The following is a 20,983-nucleotide window of genomic DNA, read 5'->3' on the forward strand; positions in this document are numbered from 1 at the left end:
CGTTGACGTTCGAACCAGCGATAAAAAAGGGCGCCCGGGAAATCCGTGGCGCCCTTGTTCTTTGTGGCTAGCGCATTGGTCATGTTCGGCAATAACAGATAGTCTCTGAGCGAACTCTTCACGAAGCATCACACCATGACCAATCCGGCATTTACCCCCGACATCGACGCGATCCGCAGCATTGACGCGGTGCCGGTCATCCTGAGCATGGTCAAACACCTCACCGGCATGCGTTTCGCCGCGGTGGCACGAGTCACTGAAAGCAACTGGGTGGCGTGTGCTGTCGATGACTCGATTGATTTCGGGCTCAAACCCGGTGGCGAACTGGTGCTCGAATCAACCATCTGCCACGAGATCCGCCAGCATCAACAGCCGGTGATCTTCGGTCACGCCAGCGCGCACCCGGTCTTTTCGCTTCACCACACGCCGAAAACCTATGGGCTGGAAAGCTATATCTCCATTCCCATCGTCAAAGCCAACGGTGACTTCTTCGGCACCCTCTGCGCCATTGACTCCGTGCCGGCCAACCTCGACGAACCGGCCATCGCCAAGACACTGACCCTTTTCGCCCAACTGATCGCCATGAGCCTCGACACACAAAGCCGCTTGGAAGCGACCAAAGCCGAACTCAACAACGCCAATGAACTCGGACGCCTGCGCGAACAATTCATCGCGGTACTCGGGCATGACCTGCGCACACCACTCAGCGCCGTGCGCATGAGCGCCGACCTGCTGCAAAGCAAAACCGAAGACAAACGCTCGCTCAACCTGATTGCGGCGATTCGCAACAGTTCGGTGCGCATGGGTGTGTTGATCGAAAACATCCTCGACTTTGCCCGAGGACGACTGGGCGGCGGGATTCCGGTGCAACGCAAGTTGGTGGATGACTTGCAGCACACCCTGCAATTGACCCTGGCCGAGGTGCAAGCCTCCCATCCGCAAGCGGTGTTTATCCATGAACTGGATGTGCCGGCAGGCGTCTATTGCGATGCGCTGCGCATCAGCCAATTGCTCTCCAATCTGCTGGGCAACGCCGCGACCCATGGCTCGAACAGCGCGCCGATCGTTCTCAAAGCCTATGCGGAAAATGACGAGATCGTGATTTCCCTGACCAATCAGGGCACGCCGATTTCGGCGCAACTGATGCCACTGCTGTTCGAACCGTTCTCCCGAGCCGAAGCCGGGCAGCGTTGCGAAGGTTTGGGGTTGGGACTTTATATCGCGTCGCAGATAGCGACAGCACACAACGGCACGCTAAGCGTATCCTCAAGCGCCGAGTCGGGAACCTGCTTTGTGGCGAGATTCCCGGCCCGGTTCAAATGGGTTTAAGCCGCCTGCCGACGCATCGTCAGAATCGCCGCACCAAAACCGATAAAGGTCGAACCGACCACACGACTGACCCAACGGGACAAGGCCGGACGGGTCAGCACGCCCTTGGCCCGCGAGGCCAGCGCGGCATAAACGCTCAGTGACGATACCGACAACGCCATGAAAATCGAAGTCAGGATCAGAAACTGCGGCAGCAGCGTCGCGCCCTGATCAATGAACTGGGGAAACAACGCAGTAAAAAACATCGTCGCCTTGGGGTTGGTGACCGCCGTCAAAAAGGCCGATTTATACAACTTGCCGCGAGTCGGCCGCACCTTGCTCGCCTCCCCCTCAGTCCCTTCCGGCAACATCGGCCCCTTTTTGAACAACTGCCTGACCCCGAGGTAGAACAGATACCCCGCACCGATGATCTTCACCGCGTTGAACAGAATTTCGGAACTGGCCAACAACGCCCCCAACCCCAACATCGCCGCTGCCGACAGACAAAACAGCCCACTGGCATTGCCCAGCGACGACCAGATCGTACTGCGCTGCCCGTGAGCAAGGCTATTGTTGATCGCCATCAGCGTCGCCGGCCCCGGACTGGCGATGGCAATTGCGGCGACCAGAGTGAAGGTCAATATCGAGTGAGAATCCATTTTCGCTGCTCGTATGATTGAAGTAGCCGCATGTTACAACAACCGGCCACATAGCCCAGATCAAAAGCCCCTCACCCTAGCCCTCTCCCGGAGGGAGAAGGAACTGACCGAGGTGAGGGCGAGAGATACACCGACATGAAATACCGAGCCGCACTCGAATTCGGAGCAAATCAAAAGCCCCTCACCCTAGCCCTCTCCCGGAGGGAGAAGGAACTGACCGAGGTGATGGCGAGAGATACAGCGACATGAAATACCGAGCCGCACTCGAATTCGGAGCAAATCAAAAGCCCCTCACCCTAGCCCTCTCCCGGAGGGAGAGGGAACTGACCGAGGTGATTGCGAGAAATACAGCGATATGAAATACCGAGTTGAACTCAATACTGCACCAGATCAAAAGCCCCTCACCCTAGCCCTCTCCCGGAGGGAGAGGGAACTGACCGAGGTGATTGCGAGAGATACACCGACATGAAATACCGAGCCGCACTCGAATTCGGAAGCAAATCAAAAGCCCCTCACCCTAGCCCTCTCCCGGAGGGAGAGGGAACTGACCGAGGTGAGGGCGAGAGATACACCGACATGAAATACCGAGCCGCACTCGAATTCGGAGCAAATCAAAAGCCCCTCACCCTAGCCCTCTCCCGGAGGGAGAGGGAACTGACCGAGGTGATGGCGAGAGATACAGCGACATGAAATACCGAGCCGCACTCGAATTCGGAGCAAATCAAAAGCCCCTCACCCTAGCCCTCTCCCGGAGGGAGAGGGAACTGACCGAGGTGATTGCGAGAAATACAGCGATATGAAATACCGAGTTGAACTCAATACTGCACCAGATCAAAAGCCCCTCACCCTAGCCCTCTCCCGGAGGGAGAGGGAACTGACCGAGGTGATTGCGAGAGATACACCGACATGAAATACCGAGCCGCACTCGAATTCGGAAGCAAATCAAAAGCCCCTCACCCTAGCCCTCTCCCGGAGGGAGAGGGAACTGAGCGAGGTGATGGCGAGAGATACAGCGACATGAAATACCGAGCCGCACTCGAATTCGGAGCAAATCAAAAGCCCCTCACCCTAGCCCTCTCCCGGAGGGAGAGGGAACTGACCGAGGTGATGGCGAGAGATACAGCGACATGAAATACCGAGCCGCACTCGAATTCGGAGCAAATCAAAAGCCCCTCACCCTAGCCCTCTCCCGGAGGGAGAAGGAACTGACCGAGGTGATGGCGAGAGATACAGCGACATGAAATACCGAGCCGCACTCAAATTCGGAAGCAAATCAAAAGCCCCTCACCCTAGCCCTCTCCCGGAGGGAGAAGGAACTGACCGAGGTGAGGGCGAGAGATACACCGACATGAAATACCGAGCCGCACTCGAACTCAGAATCAAATCAAAAACTACACCCTCCCCGCTCCTCACCACTCAACAGGATGAGCGTTAGCTCGGCTGCAGCTTTTGATCTTGCCGTGCTGGCCCCTTCGGCAGGCTGAGAGGAGGGATTTATCCGGGGGTGGGAGCGTAGCGACCGTTCGACGAAGTCGAATGCATCGAGAGGAGGTGCAGCGAAGCAAACCGTAGGCGATGCCCCCGGATAGATCCCGTAACGAAGGAACCCGAGCCACGGCGAGGGCCGAACGCCGGGGCCCAGACCTTTGGTTCCTTTGGGGCGTTTGCCAAAGGGACTCGCTGTAAGAGCGAAACCGCCAGCGGCAACACCCGCAGCAACGGATATTCCCCCAAAACCCAACAGCATGGTCGGCCCAAAGGCCGCCAAGCCCAAAGCCCGCCAAGCCCAAACAAAAAAAAAACCCCACAACCCCATAAGGCCGCGAGGCAAAAAACTGGTTGGTTGCGGCCAACCAAAGGAGCTCAGTCAAATACGTACAAAAGCCAAAATCAGATGCAATCCTGCGCAGCCCGCTCAAAACTCGAAGGCAAAAGATTCGAAGCCAACAAATGCCGCTCGTAGATAAACACCTTGCCGCCATTACCTGCCTTGTACGCCTCCAACACGTTGTCAGCAGAAATCTTGCTCGGCACCACAATCCGGTAACTGCGCTGAGTCTGCGAAACCGTCGGGGTCAACGCACTGCCCTGCAACTTCGGCACAACACAGTCGGCGTACTGCGCAGGCGTCTTGCTGGTCTGCAGAGTAAGGCTCGGATTATTCGGCGCCGAAGCACAACCGGCGAGCAACAAAGAGGCAACGGCCAAAGCAGGCACAAAGAAAAGACGCATCGGTGTCATCCTGAAAATAAAGGTTCGGTTCAACCGGCAACGGTTCAGCCTCACGGAGCCGCCGTCGCCATTTATGTTTTAAGTAATCAGCTCGACGCCACCAGCGCCTTGAGCGACACATCGAATTGCTGCAACGCGTGGAGTTGCAGGTCACGCTGCTTATCGATCTGCGCAGCGATTGCGGTTGCTGCCTGGTTATGCACCCACACCGAAGGCAACTGCTTCTCGACAGCGCCTTCAGCCTTGCCGATGTATTGCAGGTCGGCGTCGTAGAAACGTGCGGTGAAACGCGCTTCGACCAGGCTGTTTTGCTGCGTCAGCAAACGATTGAAGGTGTCGAGCTTCACCACGATGTCCGGATGCGCCTGTACCAACGCATCAAGGTTGTCGTAAACCGTCACGGACAAGAACTGCTGTTGCAGCGAACTCACCAGCCAGTCGATGGCCAGTTCCGGATCAGAACTGCTGACAAAGGCTTCACGAATCCGCGAATCCAGCGCATCTTTAGCGCCACTGACCGCCATGTCGTGGTAACGCTCAAGGTATTGCAGGTTGTCCAGGGTATTCTCGCTGAGCAACACACCCACGGTTTGCGAGTGCTGCAACGTGGCGCTGCTGCCCGTGATGGTCTGGAAATGACACGACCCGGCGTCGGCTGCGTAAGTCGGGGCTGTGAACAGTGCGCCGCCTGTCAGCAAGGCGACCAAAGCCAGTCGGGTCAATGTGTTCATCGCGCAAATTCCTTGAGCTGCGTATTCGATGGAAGTGATTTTCCGCCGATCACCGACAAAGCAGAACTTGCGTTTCGTGATGGTCACTATTACTTCTAGCAATAGTTGCGCGACGTACAGACTGGTACACACTCAACTACAACGAGAAAAACATGAAATGAGGAGTTCGCCTTGAGAACGTTTGACCTGATCCGTGACGCCGTTCTGCCCGATTTCCGCGAGCGTGTGGCCGAGTATCTGGTTCAGTACGAAAGCGTATTGCTGAACGAAGGCATCACCGACCCGCAGCTCATCATCGACACCGCCAATCAGTTGCGCGGTTACCTGCGCGGGCTCAACACCACGCGCGTGCTGGGCATGGCCTACTGGGAGGAACTGGATCGTCGAGTCGTCGACACCTGGCTCACGCCCAAGTAATGACCGAACGGCATGTGGTCAGGGTGGCGGCTGACGACTGCGCCCTCCCGTAGCCAATGGTCTGCGCGGCAATAAGGCCTCTGCGAAAAAACCGCCCGAACGCTTACAATCGCCGGTCTAATTGCCAATCAGACAGGCTCATCAAGAAATGCCGCTCGACCCACCTACGATGTTGACCATTTCCATCGCCCTCGCAGCCGCTGCCGCGCTGTATCTGGCGATCGAATGGCGCAGCATTCGTGAGCCTTCGCTACTGTTCTGGAGCGCCGGTTTCGCCACCATCACCGTCGGCTCCACCCTGGCCCTGCTGCGCAGCAGCGGCTTTTTGCTGATCGGCATCTGGTTCGCCAACGGCTTGCTGGTGACCGCGCACTTCCTGTTCCTGCTCGGCGTAGCGCGCTTCACCCAGATACGGTTGTCGCCGGCCTGGTACCTGATCTTTGTCACTTGGCTGATCATGCTGTTGCTGCCGGACGGGCCACTGTGGTCGAAGGTCATGCTGGCGGCCAATTCGCTGCTGGTGGCGCTGGCGACCCTCAAGGCCAGCTCACTGCTGCGCCCCCATGGCAAATCGTTGAGCGTCGGCGCGGTGCAATTGCGCTATGTGCTGCTCGGTCACGGAATTTTCTACGTGGCCAAAGCCCTGACGGTGGTGATCCCCGGGACGTTGATCGATCTCGCGGCGTTTCGTGGCGAGATCATCCAGATTTCTCTGGTTGAAGGCGCGATGGCGATCATGTTGATCGCCCTGTCGATGACCGGCACCGAACGCTATCGCCGGGAAAAACAGATCGCCCGCCTCGCCGAGCGCGACCCACTGACCGCCCTGTACAACCGCCGCGCTCTGGAAAAACGCGCGCCGCGCCTGCTCGAACAGGTTTCGCCGGAGCATCCCGGCGCCCTGCTGCTGATCGACATCGACAACTTCAAACTGGTCAACGACCAGTACGGTCACACCGCCGGCGATCGTTTGCTGATCGCGTTGAGCGAGATGATCCGCTCGGTGCTGCCGCGCAATGCGCTGACAGCGCGTCTGGGCGGTGATGAGTTTGTCATCCTCCTCAACAGCGCATCGAGTGAGCGCGTCATGGAACTGGGCAACACATTGCGCGAGCAGTTTCTCAGCACCACTTCGCAGACATTCCCCACCACCGCTGCCGTGACCCTGAGCATCGGCGCCAGCCTGTTCGACAACCCGCCGGCCAACCTCACCGCTCTGATAGAACAAGGCGATGCCGCCCTCTACGAATCGAAACGCGGCGGACGCAATCGCCTGCGCCTGACCGGACTCACCACTCCAGGATAATAAAAACCATGTCCAGCCTCGTTACCCCTCTGCAAGACCTCGCCGCGCCAGAAGGCGTTTGCTACGGCTGCGGCGGCCGCAACCCCCACGGCCTGCACGTCAAAAGCCACTGGCATGAAGACGGCGAGCACGTGATCGCCGAACATCTGCCGGAGGCCAAGTACTGCGGCTGGCCAGATCTGGTCTACGGGGGCCTGATCGCGATGCTGGTCGACTGCCATTCCAACTGGACGGCGATGGCGTATCACTACCGCGCAGAAAACCGCGAACCCGGCAGCCTGCCGCGCATCGACTGCGTCACTGGCAACCTTGGCATCAAATTCATCAAGCCGACGCCGATGGGCGTGACGCTGGTTTTGCGGGCAAAGGTCGAGGGTGAAGTTGGGCGCAAGACGCGGGTTATCTGTGAGGTGTATGCCGGGGATGTGCTGACGGCAGTGGGTGATTCGGTGTTTGTGCGGGTCGATACCGGGCAACTGGCGGATTCGGCGCATGGGCGAAAAAGCAAAAGCCCCTCACCCTAACCCTCTCCCAGAGGGAGAGGGGACTGACCGAGTTGTTTGGTTGAAATACGCCGACTTGAGATATCGAGTCGAACTCGGGTTTTGAAAAGCTCACAGATCAGCTCCCTCTCCTAGGGGAGAGGGCTGGGGTGAGGGGTGAATCCACCGCCAAACTCAATGTGAAACAGCCTTAGCCCTGCTTCACATTCGCCCGCGCCGTGTGCAACTTCTTATAGCTCTCAATCAAGCGCAAATGCCGATCCAGCCCTTCCAGCTTCATGCTGGTCGGCGTCAGACCGTAGAAGCGCACACTGCCGTTGACCGAGCCAATCGCCGCATCCATCCGCTCATCGCCGAACATGCGACGGAAGTTGGCTTCGTAATCTTCCAGCTGCAGATCCTCGTCCAGTTCCATCTCCAGCACGACGTTGACCGCTTGATAGAACAAGCCGCGCTCAACGGTGTTGTCGTTGTATTGCAGGAAAGCTTCAACCAGATCCTTGGCCTGCTCGTACTTCTGCAGCGCGAGGCAGATCAGCAGGCGCAGTTCCAGAATGGTCAGCTTGCCCCACGGCGTGTTGTCGTCGAACTCGACGCCGATCAGCGTGGTGATTTCGGTGTAATCGTCCTGCTCGCTGTTTTCCAGACCTTGTGCAAGGTTGCGCAGGCCGACCTTGCTGAGGTTGTGCAGGTTGAGAATGTCGGCGCGGAATTGCAGGGCTTTGTTGGTGTTGTCCCAGATCAGGTCTTCGACCGGGTAGATCTCCGAGTAATCCGGCACCAGAATCCGGCAGGCCTTGGCGCCGATGTGCTCGTAGACCGCCATGTAGACTTCCTTGCCCATGTCTTCGAGGATGCCGAACAGCGTCGCGGCCTCTTCGGCGTTGGAGTTTTCGCCATCGCCTGAGAAGTCCCACTCGACGAATTCGAAGTCCGGTTTGGCACTGAAGAAACGCCACGACACCACACCGCTGGAGTCGATAAAGTGCTCGACGAAGTTGTTCGGTTCAGTGACGGCCTGACCGGAGAAGGTCGGCTGCGGCAAGTCGTTGAGGCCTTCGAAACTGCGGCCCTGCAACAGTTCGGTGAGGCTGCGTTCCAGCGCCACTTCCAGGCTCGGGTGCGCGCCGAACGAGGCGAACACGCCGCCGGTGCGCGGGTTCATCAGGGTCACGCACATCACCGGGAATTCACCGCCCAGCGAGGCGTCCTTGACCAGCACCGGGAAGCCCTGCTCTTCCAGACCTTTGATGCCGGCGAGGATGCTCGGGTATTTTTCCAGGACTTCCTGCGGCACGTCCGGCAGGGCCATTTCGCCTTCGAGGATTTCGCGCTTGACCGCGCGTTCGAAGATTTCCGACAGGCACTGCACCTGCGCTTCGGCGAGGGTGTTGCCGGCGCTCATGCCGTTGCTGAGGTAAAGGTTTTCAATCAGGTTGGACGGGAAGTACACCACTTCATTGTCGGACTGCCGCACAAACGGCAGCGAGCAGATGCCGCGCTGGGTGTTGCCGGAGTTGGTGTCGAACAGGTTCGAACCGCGCAACTCGCCATCACGGTTGTAAATCTTCCGGGTGTAGTCGTCGAGAATCTCGCTCGGCAACTCATCTTTCGGACCTGGTTTGAACCACTGTTCGTCCGGGTAGTGGACGAATTCGGCGTTGGCGATTTCTTCGCCCCAGAACTGGTCGTTGTAGAAGAAGTTGCAATTCAGGCGCTCAATGAATTCGCCCAGTGCCGAGGCCAGCGCGCCTTCTTTGGTCGCGCCCTTGCCGTTGGTGAAACACATTGGCGAATGCGCATCGCGGATATGCAGCGACCAGACGTTGGGCACAATATTGCGCCACGAAGCGATTTCGATCTTCATCCCCAGGTCGGCCAGAATCCCCGACATGTTGGCGATGGTCTGCTCCAGCGGCAGGTCCTTGCCGGCGATGAAGGTGCCTGCGTCCGAATCGGCCACCGGCATCAACAGCGCCTGAGCATCGGCGTCGAGATTCTCGACTTCCTCGATGATGAATTCCGGACCGGTCTGCACGACCTTCTTCACCGTGCAGCGATCGATGGAACGCAGGATGCCCAGGCGATCTTTCTCGGAGATGTCCGCCGGCAACTCGACCTGGATCTTGAAGATCTGGTTGTAGCGGTTTTCCGGGTCGACGATGTTGTTTTGCGACAGGCGAATGTTTTCAGTCGGAATGTTGCGGGTGTCGCAGTACAACTTCACAAAGTACGCCGCACACAACGCCGACGATGCCAGAAAGTAGTCGAACGGCCCCGGTGCCGAGCCATCGCCCTTGTAGCGGATGGGCTGATCGGCGATCACCGTGAAGTCGTCGAACTTGGCTTCAAGTCGAAGGTTGTCGAGAAAGTTGACCTTGATTTCCATGCGGGATTACCAGAATACGGCTAAACGAATGGCGGCCATTATCCGGTTTTTACGCGGGAAGTCTTGCCCTTTCGGGATTGGCCGCTGATCGGCGTCCTGCACTTGGGAAGACAAATCACGCGGGGTTCACTACGCTTTCAGAGCAGTCGCCGAGAACAATCTGAACATTGCGCCCGCGCCGTGGATCTAGATTCAGAAGACAGCGGATCAAGGACGAGCACATGGACCTTTCCAGCTATGCAGCCCCGCTTCCACCACGCCAGAGCGCCGTCACTCGCCGCCTGGCCTTCGCGGTCGGAGCGCTGTTCGTCAGTGGCGTGATTGCGGCGGCGGTCGCTTTGCTGGGTATCGCCGAGCGCCTGGACAGCGAAGAGGTCACCAAAACCCGCTTTTACTCGGCTCGCGCGCTGGAAAACCGCATCACGGCCTCGAAAAACTACATCACCAGCTACGCCTACTGGACCACCGCCTACGAGCATTTGAGCGGTCAGGTCGACACGAATTGGGCCTACACCGAGCAGAACCTCGGCAAAACCCTGTTCACCACCGACGGTTATGACGGCGTGTTCGTGCTGAACCGCGAAGGCACCCGTTACTCGGTGGTGCGCGGGCAAATGGTCGATGCCGAGCTGTCCACGTTCGTTCAGGTCAGCGCCACGGAGTTATTCGATCAAGTGTTGGGCCAAGGTGATCTGACCAAGCCGGTCAGCCGCTATTCACTGTTCGAAGGCTGGCCGGCGCTGGTGTCGGCGGCGACGATCATTCCCAACGATGAACGACCACTCGGCGATCCGCAGACTTCTTCGGTGCTGGTGTTCGTCGACAAACTCACGCCGACCAAATTGCGTCTGATTGGCAGCGGTTACGGCTTGAACAACCTGACTCTGGCGCCGGACGAGACGATCGACCCGCAGCGCCCTCGGGTGCCGCTGGACAGCACCGGTTACAGTCTGGTCGCTGATCTGGAGCGACCCGGGCAACATTTATTGTGGTCCTTGCTGCCGCCACTCGGCGCGACGATTGTGGTGCTGATGCTGCTGACCGCGTACTTCTTCCGTCACGCCTTGCGTTCATCGCAGTACGTCGACCAGAGTTTCGCCGTCATGCAAACCTCCAATCAGGCGCTGGAAAACGCCAACCGTGAGCTCGAAGCGAGCGAAGAACGCTTTCGCGCGGTGGCCGAAGCCGCGTCGGACTGGATCTGGGAGGTCGATCGCGCCCTGGCGCTGACGTATCTGTCGGCGCGCTTCAGCGAAGTGACCGGTTACCCGCAAACCTTGTGGCTGGGGCAAGACATCGGCCACCTGTTGAATTGCGACACCACGCCACTGGAACTGTGGCTGAAAAACCTCACCGAGGAGAACAGCGCCAGTGACTTGCGTTGCACCTACCGTGACCACTCCGGCCAGCAGCGCCACTGCCGGCTGTCCGCGCGGCCGATCTTCGACAAGCACACGGTCATCGGCTATCGCGGCACAGCCAGCGACATCACCGACGAAGTCGCCGCTCATGCGCAGATTCAGCATCTGTCGATGCACGACGCCCTCACCGGCCTGCCCAACCGCAACAAGCTTGCGCGTTATCTGGATGAAGCGCTGCTGCTCAAGGAACACGCGCCACCGCTGTCGCTGCTGATGATCGACCTCGATAACTTCAAACCGATCAACGATTCGCTCGGCCACCCGGCCGGTGACGCCGTGCTGCAGGAAGTCGCCGTGCGCCTGCGTGAGTGCACCCGCGAACACGACATCGTCGCGCGTCTGGGCGGCGACGAATTCATCGTGGTGCTTAACGGTATGGACAGTCCGCACGAAATCGACAAATTCTGCACCCGCCTGATCGGCAGCCTGCATCAACCGGTGGTCTTCGAACACCATCCGCTGCACATCGGCGCCAGCATCGGCATCGCACTCAGCCGGCGCCACGGTTACTTGCCCAGCGATCTGATCCGTTACGCCGACATCGCCCTCTATCAGGCCAAATCCGAAGGCAAGAACACCTGGTGCTATTTCGAAGCGCACATGAGCGATCAGATCCAGACCCGCCGGCAAATGGAAGACGACCTGCGCCACGCGCTCAAGCACAACGAGTTCATCCTGCACTATCAGCCGCGCTACAAGGTCGATGGCAAACACATTGTTTCGGTCGAGGCGCTGGTGCGCTGGCAGCATCCGACCAAGGGATTGCTTGGCCCGGACTTGTTCATCCCGTTGGCGGAGCAGACCGACCTGATCGTCCCGCTCGGTCGCTGGGTGTTGCGCGAAGCCTGCGAAACCGCACTGGGCTGGCCGGAAGACATCCTGCTGTCGGTGAATCTGTCGCCCGCGCAGTTTGCCGTCAGCGATGTGGTCGAGGATGTTCGCGAAGTGCTGGTGCAAACCCGCTTCCCAGCCAGTCGCCTGGAACTGGAGATAACCGAAAACGTGATGCTCAACGACACCGACGGCGCCCTGACCACCATGAATGCCCTGAAAGAACTCGGCGTGCGCCTGAACATGGACGACTTCGGCACCGGCTACTCGTCCCTCGGTTACCTGCGCGCTTATCCTTTTGACGGGATCAAGATCGACAAGCGCTTCATCGCCTCGATCAGCAGCGGCACCAATGATCGCGCAGTGGTGCAGGCGATCATCGGCCTGGGCAAAGCCATGGGCCTGACCGTGACTGCCGAAGGGGTCGAGACCGAAGAGCAACTGGATATTCTCGGGGTCGATCAATGCAATGAGGTGCAGGGTTACTTCATGAGTCGGCCGATCGACAAAGTGGCGTTTGCGCGGCTTTTGCGCGACTCCAGAGGCGCGCAACAGAAGCTGAAGAAAGGCCGGGTGATCTGAGCGTTTTGAGATCTCCGCGCACTGATTAGCTGTGTGTTCGTCCCGGGTCACCGGTAAACACATTGCCCGCATCGCGCACCAACTGCCGCCACTCGGCGCTGGTGATCAGCCCCTGTTCCTCCATTTCATCGGCGGCCTTGAGCAGTTCGTCGTACTGTTGTTCCGGGTCCAGACGCATCTGCGCTTGCGTCGCCAGTTTGCGCCATGCCGCCAGTTTTTCTCGTTTACGCTGATCGAACATCGGGGATGATCTCGTGGGGGACGTCCTCCATAGAAAGACATGAGCCCCCAGTGGTTCAGCGTAATCGACGGATGGACTGCTCACTTCAAAGGGGTAGTACTTGTCAGCAATGCAGGAAACTCCACCAAACCCTGTGGGAGCGAGCCTGCTCGCGAAAGCGGATTGTCTGCCCCGAAAATATTGGCTGACCCACCGCCATCGCTTGCAGGCAAGCTCCCACAGAGATTGGGGTGGTTTGTCAGAACTTCCCGGCCACGCGCCGGTACGGATAATCCGGATCGCGGTACTTGCCCGGCTTCTGCCGTTTGGGTAATTCGACCTTGTCGCGCTTCACATCCTCATACGGAATACGACTGAGCACATCGGTGATGATGTTCAGCCGTGCGCGGCGCTTGTCGTTGGAGTCGGCCACCAGCCACGGCGCGTGTTCGGTGTCGGAGTGTTTGAACATTTCGTCCCGCGCCCGTGAGTAGTCGTACCAGCGGCTGTAGGACTTAAGGTCCATGGGTGTCAGTTTCCAGGTCTTGCGCCCGTCGTTGATGCGCGCTTCAAGTCGACGGGTCTGCTCTTCGGGGCTGACTTCCAGCCAGTACTTGAGCAGGATCACCCCGGACTGAACGATGGCGTGTTCGACCAAGGGAATCGATTTGAGGAATTTGTCCGCCTGCTCGTCGGTGCAGAAGCCCATCACCCGCTCGACACCGGCGCGGTTGTACCAACTGCGATCGAAGATCACCACTTCACCGGCCGCCGGTAGATAAGGCAGATAACGCTGCACATGCATCTGGCTTTTCTCGCGATCGGTCGGCGCCGGCAGCGCCACCACGCGAAAGACACGCGGGCTGACGCGCTCGGTCAATGCCTTGATGGTCCCGCCCTTGCCAGCGCCGTCGCGGCCTTCGAAAACGATGCAGACCTTGACGCCCTTGGCGATCACCCATTCCTGCAACTTGACCAGTTCGACGTGCAGTTTGCGCAAATGCTCGAGGTATTCCTTGTTTTTCAGCTTCAGACTTTCAGGCGCCGTGGCGGCCTTCTTTTTGCCTTTTGCCATGACCTTGGCCTCTCTCCAATAAATGCAGAAACAGAGTGTTGATTGACGGGACAAACCAGACACGTGAGGTTAGTTCATGGCGTGCCGTTTGCCATGACCGGGCAAAAAGCAAAATTGCCATGTGTTTCCTTCGTTCTTTCTTGCGTCGCACTGTTCATTGCCCTGCCCTTGTCTGCCTGGAGTTTTCTCGATGCCCGCGTCCAAATCCCTGCCCACCGCCCTGCTCGGCCTGGCCCTCGCCTGCCCGGCGATGGCCGAGACTCAAGGTCTGGAACTGGGGCAAGTGCTGATTTCGGCCGAGGATCGCAACGGCAGTGATGTCTCTGTTGAGGAGGCCAAGGCCCGCCTCGATCAGGTGCCCGGCGGCACTAGCGTGGTCGACATGCGCCAGCCATTGCAGGGCCGCGTGGCGAGCAATCAGGATGTGCTGGCGTATCAACCTGGGGTTTATGCGCAGTCGGCGGGCAACGAAGGCGTAAAAATCTCGGTCCGCGGCTCGGGCATCAACCGCGCACCGGGCGCCCACGCCTCTGGGCTGTACACCATGCTCGATAGCCTGCCGCTGACTGGCCCGGGCGGTACGCCATATGAATTGCTCGAGCCGCTGTGGGTCGAGCACGTTGAAGTGCTGCGCGGCGCCAACGGCTTCGATCGCGGCTCGCTGGCGCTGGGTGGCGCCATCGATTACGTCAGCCACACCGGTTACAACGCACCGAAACTTCAGGTGCGTTATGCCACCGGCAGCCACGGCTATCAGCAGCGTCAGGTCAGTTCCGGGCAGGTGCTCGGCGACTTCGATTACTACGTGTCGCTCACCGATTCCAACGCCGACGGCTATCAGGATCACACCGCCAGCGAAAGCAAAGGTGTGATCGCCAATTTCGGCTATCGCTTCAACCCGAACCTGGAAACGCGCTTCTATATTCGTTACCGCGAGACCGACAACGACCTCGCCGGCCGCGTGACCAAGCACTCCATCGAACACTCGCCACGGGCGGCCAATCCGTCCTATGTGGCTCGCGATGACAGTCGCAAGCAGCCGGGCAGCACCTTCATCGGCAACAAGACTACTTATTACATCGACGACGATTCGAGCATCCAGACCGGCCTCGTTTACCACGACTACCCGATGGACCTGCGCGAGGGCCCGAACCGCTTGAAGGTCGCCTATACCGACGTCAGCGGCACGTTTGACTACAAACGCCGAGACACGATTTTCGGCATGGAAAGCCACAGCAACGTCGGCCTGCGCGTGACCAAACACCTGCCCAACGATGGCGCCAGCGAGTTCGTGCGCATTCCTTCTGGCAACACCGCCAGCTACGTGCCCGGCACGCGCATGCGCAACTTCACCTATCAGGGTTCGGACACCGTTCTGCACTTGGGCAACGACCTGGAAATCGCCGACGACCTGTGGCTGACTACGGGTCTCGCCGCCATCTACACCCGCCGCGAAAGTGCTGTGACCTACCCGCAGAGCGGCGGCAAAACCAGCATGAACGACTGGGATTACGCGCCGCGCCTCGGCCTGCGTTACCAGATCACCCCGGACCTGCAAGTGTTCGGCAACCTCAGCCGCTCGGTTGAGGCGCCGCATCCGTGGTCGCTGATCTACAGCTCCAACGTGCGCTTTCCGGCTGGCAATGGCGCCGCGAGCGGTACACAGAAAGACCCGATCAAACTGCAGAACCAGACCGCGACCACGCTGGAGCTGGGCGGTCGTGGCGACAGCGTCGTCGGTGAATGGAGTCTGGCGTGGTACTACGCGCAGGTGCGGCATGAACTGCTGTCGGTGTTGCCGGATGCCAATGCCGTCACGCCGTATGAACTTAACGCCAGCCCGACCGTGCACCAAGGCGTGGAAGCCAGCCTCAACAGCAAACTCTGGTCGGCTGATGATGGCCGTCAGTTGAGTTTGCGTCAGGCGTATACCTTCAGTGATTTCCACTATCGCGATGATGATCGCTTCGGCGACAACCGCCTGCCCGGTCTGCCGATGCACTATTACCAAGGCGAATTGCGTTACGACTGGCCGCAGGGGTTCTTTGCGGCAGTGAATACGCAACTGGTGTCTAAAGTGGCGGTGGATTACGCCAACAGTTATTACGCCGATCCTTACGCACTGTTTGGCGCGACGCTGGGTTACAACGCGCCGAAGGGTGACTGGCAGACGTGGGTGGATATGCGCAACCTGACCAACAAACACTACGCGGCGACGGTGACGCCGGGGTATGACGACAAAGGGCTGGATGCGGCGCGGTCTACTCCGGGTGAAGGGATGGGGGTTTATGTCGGGGTGTCGTGGAGCCTGCTCTGACACCTAACCCTGTGGGAGCCAGCCTGCTGGGGAAGGCGGCGTGTCTGTTGCGAAGAAGCTAACTGACCGATCGCTATCGCTTGCAGGCAAGCTCCCACAGTGACCAGTGTTTCACCCCACTCGCATCGACAGCTCAATATCATCCGCAAACGGCACAGACAGATAACCGCTCTGCGGCGCGCGCACGTAAGCCAGGTACTCAGGGCAATAGTCGGTGTTGTCCGCCACCACCAACGCGCCCGGCTTCAGGTGTTTTTCGACCAGACTCAACACGTCGCCATACAACGCCTTCGCGCCATCAAGCAGGAGCAGATCGACCGAGTCCGGCAGATCCGTCGCCAGCGTCACCAGTGCATCGCCTTGACGAATCTCCACCAGATCGCTGACACCGCCTTCAACGAAGTGATGCCGCGCCAATTCGATCTTCGAAGGCTCGAACTCACTGCCGATCAGCACACCGCCACCGTTATCGCGCAACGCGGCCGCCAGGTGCAGCGTCGAAAGGCCGAATGAGGTGCCGAACTCGACAATGGCTTTGGCTTGGGTGTTGCGCGCCAGCATGTACAACAGTTTGCCGGTATCGCGGGAGACCGGCAGCCACAGGTCTTTGAGCATTTCATAGAGTTTCAGGTATTCGGTTTTGCTGTGCATCAGGCGTTCGCGTTCTTCGCCAGACACTGTTTGCAGCACCGGGCTGGTGGCAGCGCTGGCTTGGGTGTAGAGGCGTTCGATCAGGCTCGCCAAGGGTTCAGTGGTCAGGGTGGTCATGATTGCTTTCCGTTAGTTGGGGATTAAAATGCGAGTGATTCGTCGCATTTAAATAATGCGAGCGATTCGCTTCTTGCGCTATTCGCATTCCCACGGACGCCCGAGCTGCCCATGACCAACCGCAAGACTGCCCTTATTTCCTCACGCAAACAGCCGCAGCAGGCTCGCTCCAGCGAACTGGTGGCGGCGATTCTGCAAGCGGCTATTCAGGTTTTGAGCGAGCATGGGGCCAGCCGTTTCACCACCGCACGGGTGGCAGAAAAGGCCGGTGTGAGCATCGGCTCGCTGTATCAGTACTTCCCCAACAAGGCCGCAATCCTGTTCCGATTGCAGAGCGATGAATGGCTGCACACCACGCAGATGCTGCAGCGGATTCTGCAAGCGTTTGACCAGCCGCCACTCACCCGCTTGCGCACATTGGTGCAGGCGTTCATTCGTTCAGAGTGCGAGGAAGCGCAGATGCGTGGCGCGCTGAACGACGCCGCCCCGCTCTACCGCAACGCTCCCGAGGCCCACCAAGTGCGCGCGGCCGGGCGGCGGATTTTCGCCACGTTCATGGACGAATTGCTGCCTGAGGTCGGTGAACAAATCCGCACGTCGGCGTGCGATTTGATCCTGACCACGCTCAGTTCGGTGGGGAAAGACTTTTCCAGCAGCCCCCGTACAGAGGAAGAAATCTCGGTATGCGCCGACGGGCTGGCGGATATGTTAAGTGCTTACGTGCTGGCGCTGAATGAGCAGCGTGCACCGCTCACGCGCGCTTCGGCAGCTTCCAGTTCGGGCGAATGAAATGGCAGGTGTAGCCATTCGGAATACGCTCAAGGTAATCCTGATGCTCCGGCTCCGCCTCCCAGAATGGCCCCGCCGGTTCGATCTCGGTCACCACGCGACCCGGCCATAGTTTTGAGGCATCGACATCGGCAGCGGTGTCTTCAGCGATATCGCGTTGCGCTTCGCTGAGGTAGTAAATCGCCGAGCGATAGCTGCGACCGAGGTCGTTGCCCTGACGGTTGGGCGTGCTCGGGTCGTGAATCTGGAAAAAGAACTCAAGGATCTGTCGATAGCTGATCACCGCAGGATCGAAGGTGATTTCGATGGCTTCGGCGTGGTCGCCATGGTTGCGGTAGGTGGCATTCGGCACGTCGCCGCCGGTGTAACCGACGCGAGTCTGCAACACGCCGGCATAGCGCCGCAGCAGATCCTGCATGCCCCAGAAGCAGCCACCGGCGAGGATGGCGGTTTCGGTTTGAGTGGTCATGGCGTGTCGTTCCTCTTCGGGGTGTTGGGTATAGCGATGGTTATGAGGGCGGGTTGGCGGATTCCAAGGGGCTGAGCCAATACAACTCCATCCAGCACCTGCAGCGGAATAAAAAACGCTCGCAATCAGCGAGCGTTTTTCGAGCCGGGCCACAAGGTCGGACTCACTTACAAACCTACTTGCTTCAAGCCATTACGCATGCCTTGATCCGCCTGTTCGCACCATTGCTTGAGACTGAGCGTCGGCGGCAGGTTACCCTCGAGCTTCTGGTATTCACCGTTCATAAACATCTCACCCTTGCGTCCCTGAGCTTCGATTTTGTCGCCGTCACTTTTGTCCACTGGCCCAGGCATGCCCTTAATAAAGTCGCTCATCTTCTTGGCGTTCTCAGTACTGTCAGCTTTCAAGAATCCCTTGTCGACGCAGTGGTTGATCAAACCAACCGAGTTGCGCCCCATGTCATAGGCATTTTTCAGCGCTGCAGGATCCATCTCTTCCGCATGGGCGAAACTGGCGGTGCCCAGGGCTGCGGTCATGGCGAAGATCAAAGCGGTGTATTTCATGTTTAGTCCTTTAAGGTTTACAGCGGGGGTATTGATTGAATCCAGAATGTTTGATGCCTAGCTGATCACGGCGCCTTTCGGCCCACTCGCAATCAACGCAGCGCCGCAGGCGGTTTTCATGCCGTCGAGGGCGATGGGCGTGCCATCGACAGTGTAGGTGCTGCTGCCCTCGGCGATCGGGAATATGCCTTTGCACAATGGGCAACTGACCTTGTGACCGACACCGGCAATCGGCTTGCCGTTGAGGTCGGTCTGAGAGCCTGCAAATCTCGCAAGGCGAGTTAATCGGCGTTGTGACTGCATGGAAAGACCCGCTTAAAAGGCTAGAAATGGTGTCCACTTAAATTAGGTGGACACCATCGCCTTTGGCGTCGGGGTCAGGAAGGTGAGTTGGCCGGACGGTTACCCTCCGCCTACTAGGTAGGCGTCTCTACTGTCGGACCAATCCATACTCGAAATCCAACCAGTCTTTAGCTTTTCCCTCAGCAAGCAGGTCTATCGCCTCATCGAAGGAAACCTCCGCAGGAATGTTGATGGAAAAGAATTTCTTACTCATTCCTTCCCACTTGCAACCTATATTGACTAGGGAGTCCAGCACGGGCGAGATGTGAGGTACTCCTTCAGCAAAGAAAATTATACGAATGGTGCTGTTACCACTGCTCGTGACGACCTTATCGAAAAGGTGCTCACCGTCTGCACCGGCGATGACAGCAACCTCATCATGAAGACAAGCATCTCTCGAATAAAACGGTATGTTCTTCACAATGAATGTGTCGGATGCCGTTTTTTCGCCCCAAACGCTTTCGCTCGAGACAGGAGGGTAATCGTCTTCGACGATCAAGTTAAAAAATACCTTTTCCATTTCAGGTCCTTAAGGAGTGAGTATTAATAGGGACAGACTACGATTAATAAACTCCAGCTCACGGCCTGTCTCCATGCCCCCTTAGGGCTTACTCAATCAATGAGCTAGTAGTGGTAAAGAAGCCAATGACAGGCACTCCCCTAGACGAAATGACTCGATATCTGAGTGCTGCAGACAAGCATCCTCATATGCAATATTTTCCCCATCAGCAATATCAGACAAATATCTGTCGATTGCGAAAAAATCACAATCTGAGGGAATATCCACTGTAAACAGCGACATTTCCTGACTAACTGAGCACGAGGCACCTAACTGATGAAGATGAGCGATTATTTTACTTTTCTCTTCAGTATCACTGGCAAAAACTCTGACAGTCGAATGGCCGCCCTGTTTTGCGACACGCACAGCTATCATCTCATCGCCACTGGACTTTACCTGCACGGAATCTCCCTTACTCACGCCATAAACGTAATAGGGAGTATTGTCTAAGGTATAGGTGCCATCACCAGAATAGATGCCCCAAATAGTTTCAGCGGCGACCGGAGGATAATCATCCTTGTCAGGCGTCAACTCAAAGACAATCTTGTGAAAGGTACCTTTCATTCTATACACTCAGGGTGATAAGCCGACTAGACTTTATTAGGCAAACCACTTTTAAAAAACCTTCAGAAACGTGGTCTGTCCCAGAGCAGTTTTCATCAACTCGTGCACAGATGATTTTCTTCAGATACCGGTTTAGGGCTAAATCGCATGACGACGCTCCCATTTCTCACTGCTAGCGCGCCAAACGCTAACCCCATCAATTTTTGGTTCATCACGCCCTCCGATCAGGGTGTATCGATAACGTTGTTTCAGCCCTTTTTTTCTGACTGCCTGAATATTCGTTACCTTATCTAGCTCTTCGGTATCAGTCAAAATGGTCTGTTCATACTCCGGAGGCTGTCCAGTACCTAAGGTATCGAGCCTTGCTGATCCAAGGGCAATTGAAGCTTTCACACTCAGATTTTCAGAGAATATCGCTTCCAACCTTGATTTTGCTGCTTCATTCGCCTTAGTCCGATACCCCGAATCCGTCTTATATGCGTCGCATCGCTTCTCGGCATGAAATCCCACCTCCCACTCATGCATCTGCGAAAGAAAATTTTGTAATCGCTCACTAGGTGACATAAAACGATCCTATCAACAATCGCACGAACAAGGGTTCTGGAATAGCCGACTTTCAGTATCCCCGTCAACTCTCGCCTGGTACAAAACAGAATGAGGTCGAGTGGCACCTTCATCGTACTGAGGGTGACACGTACTATTACGTTACTACCGCCTTTAACAGCTTCGGCAATATCTCCCTCAAAGTCACGAAACTCACCACGCTTAACACTAGGGGCTTGAGGAAAAATGTTCCCCTTACCACCGCTTCCACCCAATCGATTTCTGATGGCATGGCCAGCGTCGTCCGTATTACAGTCAAAGTTACGCCCTCCGTTTTTTATCAGGACAGACTACGTTTAATTAATTATAAAAACGCAGCCCACCTCCGAGAACGC

20 protein-coding genes and 1 pseudogene are annotated in these 20,983 nt (G+C 57.6%); 7 read left to right on the forward strand and 14 right to left on the reverse strand.

Annotation, left to right across the window (positions count from 1 at the left end; genetic code table 11):
- The first annotated feature begins 135 nt into the window (after window positions 1–135).
- Window positions 136–1,329: a GAF domain-containing sensor histidine kinase gene (locus ACI514_RS12190; RefSeq protein WP_160057635.1), complete on the forward strand. Its 1,194-nt coding sequence runs from the start codon at window positions 136–138 to the stop codon at window positions 1,327–1,329.
- Here the strand turns inward: ACI514_RS12190 and ACI514_RS12195 are convergent.
- From ACI514_RS12195 to ACI514_RS12205, 3 genes are all read right to left on the reverse strand, one after another.
- On the reverse strand, window positions 1,326–1,967 hold the full coding sequence (locus ACI514_RS12195) for a LysE family translocator (protein WP_405123906.1): 642 nt from the start codon (window positions 1,965–1,967) through the stop codon (window positions 1,326–1,328). The two genes, ACI514_RS12190 and ACI514_RS12195, sit on opposite strands and share 4 nt — an antisense overlap.
- A 1,890-nt stretch (window positions 1,968–3,857) precedes the next feature.
- Complete coding sequence (locus ACI514_RS12200) at window positions 3,858–4,199, reverse strand: hypothetical protein (protein ID WP_160057633.1); 342 nt, start codon at window positions 4,197–4,199, stop codon at window positions 3,858–3,860.
- 86 nt (window positions 4,200–4,285) lie between these two features.
- Window positions 4,286–4,930, reverse strand: coding sequence for an ATPase (locus tag ACI514_RS12205; protein WP_160057632.1), 645 nt, complete (start codon window positions 4,928–4,930; stop codon window positions 4,286–4,288).
- A 171-nt stretch (window positions 4,931–5,101) separates the two neighbouring features.
- On the opposite strand from ACI514_RS12205, the gene ACI514_RS12210 reads away from it, so the two are divergent.
- From ACI514_RS12210 to ACI514_RS12220, 3 genes are all read left to right on the forward strand, one after another.
- Window positions 5,102–5,347 (forward strand): hypothetical protein, encoded by a 246-nt coding sequence (locus ACI514_RS12210; protein ID WP_160057631.1) that lies wholly within the window; start codon window positions 5,102–5,104, stop codon window positions 5,345–5,347.
- Window positions 5,348–5,495: 148 nt separating this feature from the next.
- Window positions 5,496–6,653 carry a GGDEF domain-containing protein gene (locus tag ACI514_RS12215; protein ID WP_160057630.1) on the forward strand — a complete coding sequence of 386 codons (1,158 nt, stop codon included), beginning with the start codon at window positions 5,496–5,498 and terminating at the stop codon, window positions 6,651–6,653.
- A gap of 8 nt (window positions 6,654–6,661) precedes the next feature.
- Complete coding sequence (locus tag ACI514_RS12220; RefSeq protein WP_405123907.1) at window positions 6,662–7,177, forward strand: PaaI family thioesterase; 516 nt, start codon at window positions 6,662–6,664, stop codon at window positions 7,175–7,177.
- Between the two features lie 169 nt (window positions 7,178–7,346).
- Here the strand turns inward: ACI514_RS12220 and ACI514_RS12225 are convergent, their stop codons facing one another.
- On the reverse strand, window positions 7,347–9,545 hold the full coding sequence (locus ACI514_RS12225; protein ID WP_405123908.1) for an OsmC domain/YcaO domain-containing protein: 2,199 nt from the start codon (window positions 9,543–9,545) through the stop codon (window positions 7,347–7,349).
- Window positions 9,546–9,766: 221 nt separating this feature from the next.
- On the opposite strand from ACI514_RS12225, the gene ACI514_RS12230 reads away from it, so the two are divergent.
- Window positions 9,767–12,379: an EAL domain-containing protein gene (locus ACI514_RS12230; RefSeq protein WP_405123909.1), complete on the forward strand. Its 2,613-nt coding sequence runs from the start codon at window positions 9,767–9,769 to the stop codon at window positions 12,377–12,379.
- 25 nt (window positions 12,380–12,404) lie between these two features.
- On the opposite strand, the gene ACI514_RS12235 is transcribed toward ACI514_RS12230, so the two are convergent.
- Together ACI514_RS12235 and ppk2 are read right to left on the reverse strand one after the other, a co-directional pair.
- Entirely contained in the window at window positions 12,405–12,620 is a 216-nt protein-coding gene (locus ACI514_RS12235; RefSeq protein WP_160057626.1) for a hypothetical protein, read from the reverse strand.
- Between the two features lie 238 nt (window positions 12,621–12,858).
- Window positions 12,859–13,674: a polyphosphate kinase 2 gene (gene ppk2, locus ACI514_RS12240; RefSeq protein ID WP_160057625.1), complete on the reverse strand. Its 816-nt coding sequence runs from the start codon at window positions 13,672–13,674 to the stop codon at window positions 12,859–12,861.
- Between the two features lie 190 nt (window positions 13,675–13,864).
- Between ppk2 and ACI514_RS12245 the strand changes: the two genes are divergently transcribed.
- Window positions 13,865–15,991: a TonB-dependent receptor family protein gene (locus tag ACI514_RS12245; RefSeq protein ID WP_405123910.1), complete on the forward strand. Its 2,127-nt coding sequence runs from the start codon at window positions 13,865–13,867 to the stop codon at window positions 15,989–15,991.
- 111 nt (window positions 15,992–16,102) lie between these two features.
- On the opposite strand, the gene ACI514_RS12250 is transcribed toward ACI514_RS12245, so the two are convergent.
- Window positions 16,103–16,759: an O-methyltransferase gene (locus ACI514_RS12250; protein WP_405123911.1), complete on the reverse strand. Its 657-nt coding sequence runs from the start codon at window positions 16,757–16,759 to the stop codon at window positions 16,103–16,105.
- A 111-nt stretch (window positions 16,760–16,870) separates the two neighbouring features.
- Here ACI514_RS12250 and ACI514_RS12255 point away from each other — a divergent pair, with 111 nt between their 5' ends.
- A complete protein-coding gene (locus tag ACI514_RS12255) occupies window positions 16,871–17,548 on the forward strand; it encodes a TetR family transcriptional regulator (RefSeq protein ID WP_405123912.1) in 678 nt (225 codons plus the stop codon).
- Here ACI514_RS12255 and msrA read toward each other — a convergent pair.
- The 7 genes and pseudogenes from msrA to ACI514_RS12290 all read right to left on the reverse strand — a co-directional run.
- The gene (gene msrA / locus ACI514_RS12260) at window positions 17,511–18,017 is read right to left on the reverse strand and encodes a peptide-methionine (S)-S-oxide reductase MsrA (protein ID WP_405123913.1); all 507 of its coding nucleotides are present in this window, start codon (window positions 18,015–18,017) and stop codon (window positions 17,511–17,513) included. The two genes, ACI514_RS12255 and msrA, sit on opposite strands and share 38 nt — an antisense overlap.
- A gap of 167 nt (window positions 18,018–18,184) precedes the next feature.
- The gene (locus ACI514_RS12265; RefSeq protein ID WP_223026369.1) at window positions 18,185–18,580 is read right to left on the reverse strand and encodes a hypothetical protein; all 396 of its coding nucleotides are present in this window, start codon (window positions 18,578–18,580) and stop codon (window positions 18,185–18,187) included.
- Between the two features lie 57 nt (window positions 18,581–18,637).
- Window positions 18,638–18,883: a PAAR domain-containing protein gene (locus tag ACI514_RS12270; protein ID WP_405123914.1), complete on the reverse strand. Its 246-nt coding sequence runs from the start codon at window positions 18,881–18,883 to the stop codon at window positions 18,638–18,640.
- A 127-nt stretch (window positions 18,884–19,010) separates the two neighbouring features.
- The gene (locus ACI514_RS12275; RefSeq protein ID WP_405123915.1) at window positions 19,011–19,442 is read right to left on the reverse strand and encodes a DUF4265 domain-containing protein; all 432 of its coding nucleotides are present in this window, start codon (window positions 19,440–19,442) and stop codon (window positions 19,011–19,013) included.
- A 96-nt stretch (window positions 19,443–19,538) separates the two neighbouring features.
- The gene (locus ACI514_RS12280; RefSeq protein WP_405123916.1) at window positions 19,539–20,045 is read right to left on the reverse strand and encodes a DUF4265 domain-containing protein; all 507 of its coding nucleotides are present in this window, start codon (window positions 20,043–20,045) and stop codon (window positions 19,539–19,541) included.
- A 138-nt stretch (window positions 20,046–20,183) separates the two neighbouring features.
- On the reverse strand, window positions 20,184–20,609 hold the full coding sequence (locus ACI514_RS12285; RefSeq protein WP_405123917.1) for an NTF2 fold immunity protein: 426 nt from the start codon (window positions 20,607–20,609) through the stop codon (window positions 20,184–20,186).
- Between the two features lie 131 nt (window positions 20,610–20,740).
- Window positions 20,741–20,932, reverse strand: a pseudogene (locus tag ACI514_RS12290) (DNA/RNA non-specific endonuclease); the annotation flags it as partial.
- Window positions 20,933–20,983 lie beyond the last annotated feature (51 nt).

It is taken from the genome of Pseudomonas sp. M20 (assembly GCF_045037865.1).
GTDB lineage: Bacteria > Pseudomonadota > Gammaproteobacteria > Pseudomonadales > Pseudomonadaceae > Aquipseudomonas.